7 protein-coding genes and 1 riboswitch are annotated in these 6,996 nt (G+C 63.2%); of the genes, 3 read left to right on the top strand and 4 right to left on the bottom strand.

The window, feature by feature from the left end:
* Positions 1 to 75: 75 nt before the first annotated feature.
* Positions 76 to 975: an SMP-30/gluconolactonase/LRE family protein gene (locus AC1DPF_RS18780; protein ID WP_477962911.1), complete on the bottom strand. Its 900-nt coding sequence runs from the start codon at positions 973 to 975 to the stop codon at positions 76 to 78.
* Complete coding sequence (locus tag AC1DPF_RS18785) at positions 968 to 1,183, bottom strand: hypothetical protein (RefSeq protein ID WP_477962913.1); 216 nt, start codon at positions 1,181 to 1,183, stop codon at positions 968 to 970. Before AC1DPF_RS18785 ends, AC1DPF_RS18780 begins: the two co-directional genes overlap by 8 nt.
* 335 nt (positions 1,184 to 1,518) lie before the next feature.
* Between AC1DPF_RS18785 and AC1DPF_RS18790 the strand changes: the two genes are divergently transcribed.
* Complete coding sequence (locus AC1DPF_RS18790) at positions 1,519 to 2,325, top strand: SDR family NAD(P)-dependent oxidoreductase (protein ID WP_477870533.1); 807 nt, start codon at positions 1,519 to 1,521, stop codon at positions 2,323 to 2,325.
* Positions 2,326 to 2,587: 262 nt separating this feature from the next.
* Here AC1DPF_RS18790 and AC1DPF_RS18795 read toward each other — a convergent pair whose 3' ends face one another.
* Together AC1DPF_RS18795 and AC1DPF_RS18800 are read right to left on the bottom strand one after the other, a co-directional pair.
* Positions 2,588 to 3,322 (bottom strand): CbtA family protein, encoded by a 735-nt coding sequence (locus tag AC1DPF_RS18795; protein WP_477870535.1) that lies wholly within the window; start codon positions 3,320 to 3,322, stop codon positions 2,588 to 2,590.
* 15 nt (positions 3,323 to 3,337) lie between these two features.
* Positions 3,338 to 3,565 (bottom strand): CbtB domain-containing protein, encoded by a 228-nt coding sequence (locus AC1DPF_RS18800; RefSeq protein ID WP_477870537.1) that lies wholly within the window; start codon positions 3,563 to 3,565, stop codon positions 3,338 to 3,340.
* Positions 3,566 to 3,732: 167 nt separating this feature from the next.
* Here AC1DPF_RS18800 and AC1DPF_RS18805 point away from each other — a divergent pair, with 167 nt between their 5' ends.
* Entirely contained in the window at positions 3,733 to 4,356 is a 624-nt protein-coding gene (locus AC1DPF_RS18805) for a histidine phosphatase family protein (protein WP_477962915.1), read from the top strand.
* Positions 4,357 to 4,451: 95 nt separating this feature from the next.
* Positions 4,452 to 4,710, top strand: a riboswitch (cobalamin riboswitch).
* Positions 4,711 to 4,885: 175 nt separating this feature from the next.
* The coding region (locus AC1DPF_RS18810; protein ID WP_477962917.1) for a TonB-dependent receptor at positions 4,886 to 6,996 on the top strand (2,111 nt) is incomplete at its 3' end.

Here is a 6,996-nt window from a genome sequence, read left to right on the forward strand (position 1 = left end):
GTCCCAAACCCTGTTGGGGAGCCGCAGCATCAATCGTTGAATCGATTCGCACCATCACATTCCGGGACTACACATCTAGAGCGTCAGCGAGGGGGCATGGAGCGCCAGGCCGGGGCGATCGATCGGGATGATTTCGATGCTGCCCCCGGATAGCTCGGTGACGTAGATGCGGTCGCGCTCGATGTCGAACGCCACGTTTGTCGGCAGTTCGCCGTTCGTGGGCAGTCGATCGGCGATCGTGCCGTCGGGGGCCACCACGCAGATATGGCCTTCGTTGAGGACCGCGCAGTACAGCGTCCCGTCGGCCGCGAACGCCATTCCGTCAGGTCCCTTGAAGTCGTCGCTCGGCGAGCGGATCACGTTGGCGTGACGCTCGATGGCGCCGTCGTCGGTCATACGGTAGACAATGCCGGTGAGCGTTTCGTTGAAGTAGAGGTCGCCATCGGGGCCGAACGCGATGCCGTTGGTGAAGTTGAGCCCGGCCGCCAGCTTGGTGACCACCTTGCCCGCACGCGGGTCGATGCGATAGACGGATCCGTCATAGTCCAGATCGCGAAGGCGGCTTCCGGCTGGTTGGGAAAACATCCTGGCTGGATCGATCCCCGAGTCAGTCGCATAGAGCAGGCCGTCGGGGCCGAAGGCAAGATCGTTCGGAAACAGGAAGCCGCGTTCGCCGTCTCCGGTGATCTGCATGAGCAGTTCGCCATCCGGCGCGATCCGCATGATCGATTGATCGGGGCCGCCGGCGACCCAGAAGCAGCCGTCGCCATCAATCGCGAGGCCATTGGGATTGCCGCCATGCCGGCACAGGATGCGGTGCGATCCATCGGGCGAGACGATCGACAGGCTCTTTCGGCTCTCGCCCATCTCGACGAGGGCGATGCTGCCGTCGAGCAGCGCGACCGGCCCCTCGGGCATCGCCAGCTGGACACACAGCAAGGCGTTGGACGATGCCGGCCGATCGTCGTCAGGCACCGGCGTGTTCCTCCACGATCCAGCGGCACATTCGCCGCCACCGGTCGGCCGCGCCCTGGACGCCCTGCGCGGGCATCGCCATCGCTTGGCCGAAGGTCATCACCTCCGCGCCATAGATCGCCAGTCCGTCCCATTGCTCGCCGCTCATCTTGGGCGAATCAATCTCGTCCGCGAGGGGCGGGTCGAGCTGCACCGCCGGAGTGCTCATGGTCGGTTCATCGGTATATTTTCTAATGTTGCCCCGTCCGTTAGTTGTTCCATCATCAGGACGAGGTCGCTCGTTTCCCGGGCGGTGATGACGTTCCTGACTGATATGCGCTTGTCCATAAGATGGTCCTCGTCCTGGCGCTGCTGAGGGGCGATTTCTCATTGTTGGAAAGCGATCAGCCGCTCCGCCGCCTTGTACCGCAATCACGCACGCGCCGCCGCCAGCGCCCTCTGACATCCCATGTCGCGCGCGAGCCCGCATAGTCGGATTGGACGATGGCTCGGTTCGGCYGGATTTGTCATGCAGTGCGCGGATAACAAGCGGAGAGGACGGCCATGGATGTCGAACGCTATGGTCCCTGGGGTTTAGTCGCGGGAGCGTCCGAAGGGATCGGTGCCGCGTTCGCGGAGAGGCTGGCCAGGGAGGGCCTCAATCTGGTGCTCGTCGCGCGCAGAGCCCGGCCGCTGGAACAATTGGCCGGCCGGCTGCGCGCCGAGTGCGGCGTCGAGATCCGAACGATCGCAACCGATCTGTCCCATCCGGAAGCTGTCGATAAGGTGGAGCGCGGTTGCGCCGATGTCGAGATCGGCCTGCTGGTATGCAATGCCGGCGCGGCCCCCGCAATGGCCGACCTCCTCGATCAACCCGACGAGGAGGCCCTCCGGCTGACTTATCTCAACACCATCGGCCAGACGGCGTTCGCGGTACGCTTCGGCAAGCCGATGCGGCAACGGGGCAGCGGCGGGATCATCCTGATGGGATCGCTGGCTTATGCCTCCGGCGTGGGGCGACTAGCCACCTATGCTGCGTCCAAGGCCTATTCGGCGATCCTGGCCGAGGGCCTCTGGTACGAGCTGCGCCCCTATGGCGTGGACGTGCTGTGCGTGGTCGGGACCACGACGAGGACGCCCGCGATGGTAAAAATGGGCATGCCGCTCGACAATCCCGCTTACCCCGTTGTCGAGCCATCGCAGGTGGCCGAGGAAGCGCTTTCGGCGCTCGGCGGTGGGCCGCTCTGGCACATGGACGGTAGCGAGGGGATCGCGCGAGCAATCCAGGCGATGCCGAGGGCCGAGGCGGTCGAAACAGTCAGTAAGGCGATGGAGCAGGCGGTGCCTCCCGGCGCCCGAGCGGCCACCTGATCCTGCGCCGCTCTTCGGTGATGGATGCTCGTTGATGCTGGCATGACGCTCCCGCATCAGTCCATTGGACAGCAGCGACCAAATCCTTGGTCTCCAGCGAACGATCGAGATCGGATTTTCCGATGATTGAATTCGACCGAGTTGGCTACCAAGGAGGTTACTAAGCCCCACTGCCGGGTGTCGCGGGAGCGGGGGCAGATTGCTCGACTGGGGACGGGAAGCAAGTCGAACATGTATTGCACCGCCCACAGGGAGCCGCGGGCTAGCGGGCCTGACGCAATGTCCGGTCGGCAAGGGCACCGAAAATAGTGCCGATGGTCAGCCACAGGAGAAACTGGATCGCGATCGCGGCAACCCGGAAATTCCAGAGCACGACTGCTGGGAAGTCGGTAGGCACCTCGTTGATCGCTGGCAGGGCGAACTGCACCGCCGCTATCAGCACGATATAGGCGGCTCCGCCAGCGAGAGTCGCATTAAACGAGCCCAGTCGATCCCTCAGTGCCCGGGAGACCTTGACCGCGACGACCATCGTGACAATTGAGAGGGCGATCATCGAAAAGAAGGCAATCGTCCGGAAGGCGACAGTTTCGTGCTGCCCCACGGCTGGCGGCGTCGGCGGATATTTGAGGGCCGGTACCAGGGCCATGGCTATGAAGGCGGCGAGGGCAAGGAGCAGGGCTAGCGAGCGCGGGCCGATCGAGCCTATCCGGCCATATATGGCCGCGAATACCAGCGCGAAGATTCCGCCAACTGCTGCGCCGTAGAGCGTCAGCGCCGTGAGGAGGCCAAGGCCCTTCTGCGTGCCCCGGCTGACGAGCTCGGGCTCTTTAGCCGACGGCATGCCCGGCATGCTGTGCGCCTCGTGCGCGGAATGCGACGCCTCATAGGCGATGGCGAGGTCGACCTGAGGCTCGGCCAGGGCGCGGGCGAACAGGGTGGCCAGGATCGCGGCGAGGATGCCGGCGACCATGCCGCGGATCAGCAAATTTCGGGTCATGGTAGCATCCCCGCCTTAGTGGCAGGGGAAGCCGAGCAGATGACGTCCGTCGTGGACGAACTCATGGACGTACATACCGCTGAACAGCGACAGCGCGCCCTGTTCGGTGCTGACGAAATACAGGAAGATCATGGCCAGCAACGCGCCGAAGATGCCCCAGGGGATGATGTCACCAAGGGGGATCACCCCTGTTCCCGGAAGCGGAATGAAGGCGTCGTCTGCGAAGAGAGGCTTGCTCGCCATGGTCATGCTCCTTTCGGGATATCGCGTCCCGGCACCGTGTCAAAATCGCCCGAGGAAGGTCTGACTCTCGACAGCGCATCGGCGCTGGCGATAACAGTGGCGCGACCGTGCCGGAATCACACCGGCTTCTTCCTCGGTCATTGCTGGCTCCGCACTAGGCCGGATGCATGAGAGGCGTCAACGATCCTTGGAGAAGTCCCCTGGCAGCCCGATTGACGCTTCTGTGCCATGCGGCGACCGCAGCGATGCGAGAAGGAGCTTTCCCTGCGCCCGAAGATCCACTCGACGATGGCGGTGTACGGAAGGCAAACGACTATCGCCTCTCCGAAGGCAAGGCCGACCTCTTCATGGTCAGTCCGGCTCTCGCGGCCCGGCAGACGGCGGACGCGCTGGGGCTGGACGCGTCTATCGACCACAGCCTGCGCGATGTCGATCAAGGCGGCTGGGCGGGCCATAGCTTCGAGACTATTCATCAGCGTGATGCGGCGGCCCTTTCCGCGTGGCTGGCCGATCCGGCAAAAGGTGCGCCTGATGGCGAGAGCCTTATCGACGCCCGAGATCGCATCTCTCCCTGGCTCGACGCGCAGGCCCGTCGAGACCTTCACCTTCTGGCGATCACCCATCCTATGGTCATTCGCGCGATCTTGTCGGCAGCGCTCGACATCTCTCTGCCGGCAACCATGCGGATCGACGTCGCGCCGCTGACGGCGGTCAGGCTGTCCTTCAACGGCGGCTGGCGGCTTCAGGCGATCACCGGAGGCCGAGCCGATATATTGGATCGAAGTGGCTGATTCCGCTGTCGTTGCGGTCCACGCACGTTGTCCTTGCAGGGCTGCATCAACTTCCGTAACTGCCGCTTCGTTCGCGCAAAGGCCGAAAGGTCGCGCGCCGACATGATCGCGCCGGTGCCCGAGAGGGCTTAAAATGGGAATGCGGTGCGGGGGGCCGGTGAAAATCGGACACTCTCAAATCCGCAGCTGTCCCTGCAACTGTAAGCGGTGAGCGCGATGCATATGTGCGGTTTGGGCAAGACGTCCCGAGCCGCCAGCCACTGGGCCGGACGCTAATTCATGCGAGGCCTGGGAAGGCCGTGCATCAAGCGATGACCCGTGAGCCAGGAGACCTGCCTGCGTCTGGTCGCTCTTGCTTTGGTCCAGGGGATGGCCGGGGCACGGTGTTTTCCGTCTGAGCGACGAACGAGCGGCTGGGGCCGCACGGTAACGCATGGTGGTCGCCCCCGGGCGCCCGGCCTCTCTGCGTGCCGACCGTTCGTGAACGGTACGCCCCGCCATCGTCGTTAGGCGCCGATGGGGGAATCAAGTGAAAAAAGAGACCAACATCATCGGCGCGCCGCGCTCGCTAATCACGCTTGCCATCCTGGGCGCGCTGGCATCGCCGGCCTTTGCGGAGGACGCCGCGGCAGACGGAAGCGCTCAATCCAACGAGGACACCATCCTCGTTACGGGGAGGCTTGGCGCGGCGCTGACTGTACCAACCAGCACGGGCAGCCGCCTCGGTCTTACTGCCCTTGAGACACCGGCTAGCGTAGTCATTATCGACGGGAATGCGATCCGCGCGCGGGGCGACATCTCAGTCGTCGAGGCGGTCACTCGCGCGCCGGGCATCACGACGGCGGCCACGCCTGGCGATGGCGGTACGGCGCTCGTCGTTCGTGGCTTCAAAGGGCAAGGTTCGGTGCTCCAGCTTTACGACGGCGTCCGGCTCTTTCCGGTCGCAGGGACGATAACCTTCCCCCAGGATACATGGAACATCGATCGGATTGAGATACTCAACGGACCGGCGTCTGTACTCTACGGTCAGGGAGCGCTGGGCGGGGCGGTCAATGTGATCACCAAGAAGCCGAGCGGCGAGCGAACCGAGGTCGAAGCCGAAGCCGGCTATGGCTCGCAGAACAGCTGGCATGCCGCGGCGGGAGCCGGCGGTCCGCTTGGCGACAAGCTCTCCTACCGGGTCGATGGCAGCTATCGGAAATCGGACGGCTATGTCGATCACGGCGATTCGAAGAGCTATGCGGTGTCGGCGGCGCTACGCTTCGCGCCGACTGAGACGCTCTCATTCACGCTGCGCGACGACTATGCGAACCTGCGGCCTATGGAGTATTTCGGTACGCCGCTGATCAACGGCGAGCTCGACACACGCATCCGCCATCGCAACTACAATGTCGCGGACGCCAGCCTTCACTATCGTGACAACCGGACGCTTCTCACCGTCGAATGGGCGCCTTCGGATCTGATCAGCATCTCCAACACCACCTACCGGCTGACGAGCAAGCGGCTCTTCAAGGATTTGGAGAGCTATTGCTGGATCGGTGGCAGCGGCAACTGCCCGAACGGCTATAACGGCACGTCTGGCACCCCCGGCACGATCTACCGGACCGACAATCTTGGCATCATCCACGACCAGACCCAGATCGGCAATCAGGGTAGCGTCAAGTGGAGCGCGGATTTCGGCGATATCCAGAACGATCTCGTCGTCGGCTTCGACGTCAACAAGATCAAGCTCACCTACTCGAACGACTTCGGATCGGACCTGCAGGAGGATTTCGTCGATCCGCTCAGCTTCGACTCCGGTCTGTTCTTCGACACACAGGGGATCGCGCCGCGCTATCGGACGCGGACCGGCGAGTATAGCTTCTTCGCGGAGAACCGTATCCGCTTCAGCGATCAGTTCTCGTTGGTCGCTGGCATTCGCGACGAGCATGATCGGGTGTACCGCCAGAACATCAATCCTTCCGGGGCCATCGGCGCACGCCTTTTCACGAAGAAGCTGCGCAACACAACCTGGCGCGTCGGCGCGGTCTATCAGCCGACCTCGACCGTCTCGCTCTATGGGCAATATTCGACGGGTACAGATCCCATCGGGACGCTGACCACCTTCTCAGGTTCACAGACCGCCTTCAGTAACGCGAAAGGCGACCAGATCGAGTTCGGTGCCAAGGCCGCCTTCCTGGACGGACGCGGAACAGCAACGGTGGCGGCCTACAAGATCGTGAAGAAGAACCTCCTCTCGCAGCGGTTTTTGACCAGCCCTATTGAGCAGATCGGCCAACGATCGTCCAAGGGCTTCGAGGCGTCGGTCTCGATCGACCTCCCGGCTGGTTTCGGAATCGACGCGAACGGTACAGTGCTCGAGGCTCGCTTCGATAGCTTCGTAAGTGGCGGCACGGTTTACACCGGAAACACGCCGGCCGGCGTGCCGGAGACTTCCGGGAATCTCTGGTTGCGCTGGGATGCCTTCCAGCGCTTCCAAAGCCGTGTCGGTCTTCGTTATGTTGGCCATTCTCATTCGGATGACGCGAATGATTTCCGCGTTCCGTCTTATACCGTCGTCGATGCTGGCCTGAGCTACGCCGTGACCGATAATGTCGCGGTCGACGTCCGCGTCTACAATCTCTTCGACAAGGATTACGC

The organism is Rhizorhabdus sp. P4_G6 (assembly GCF_056401045.1).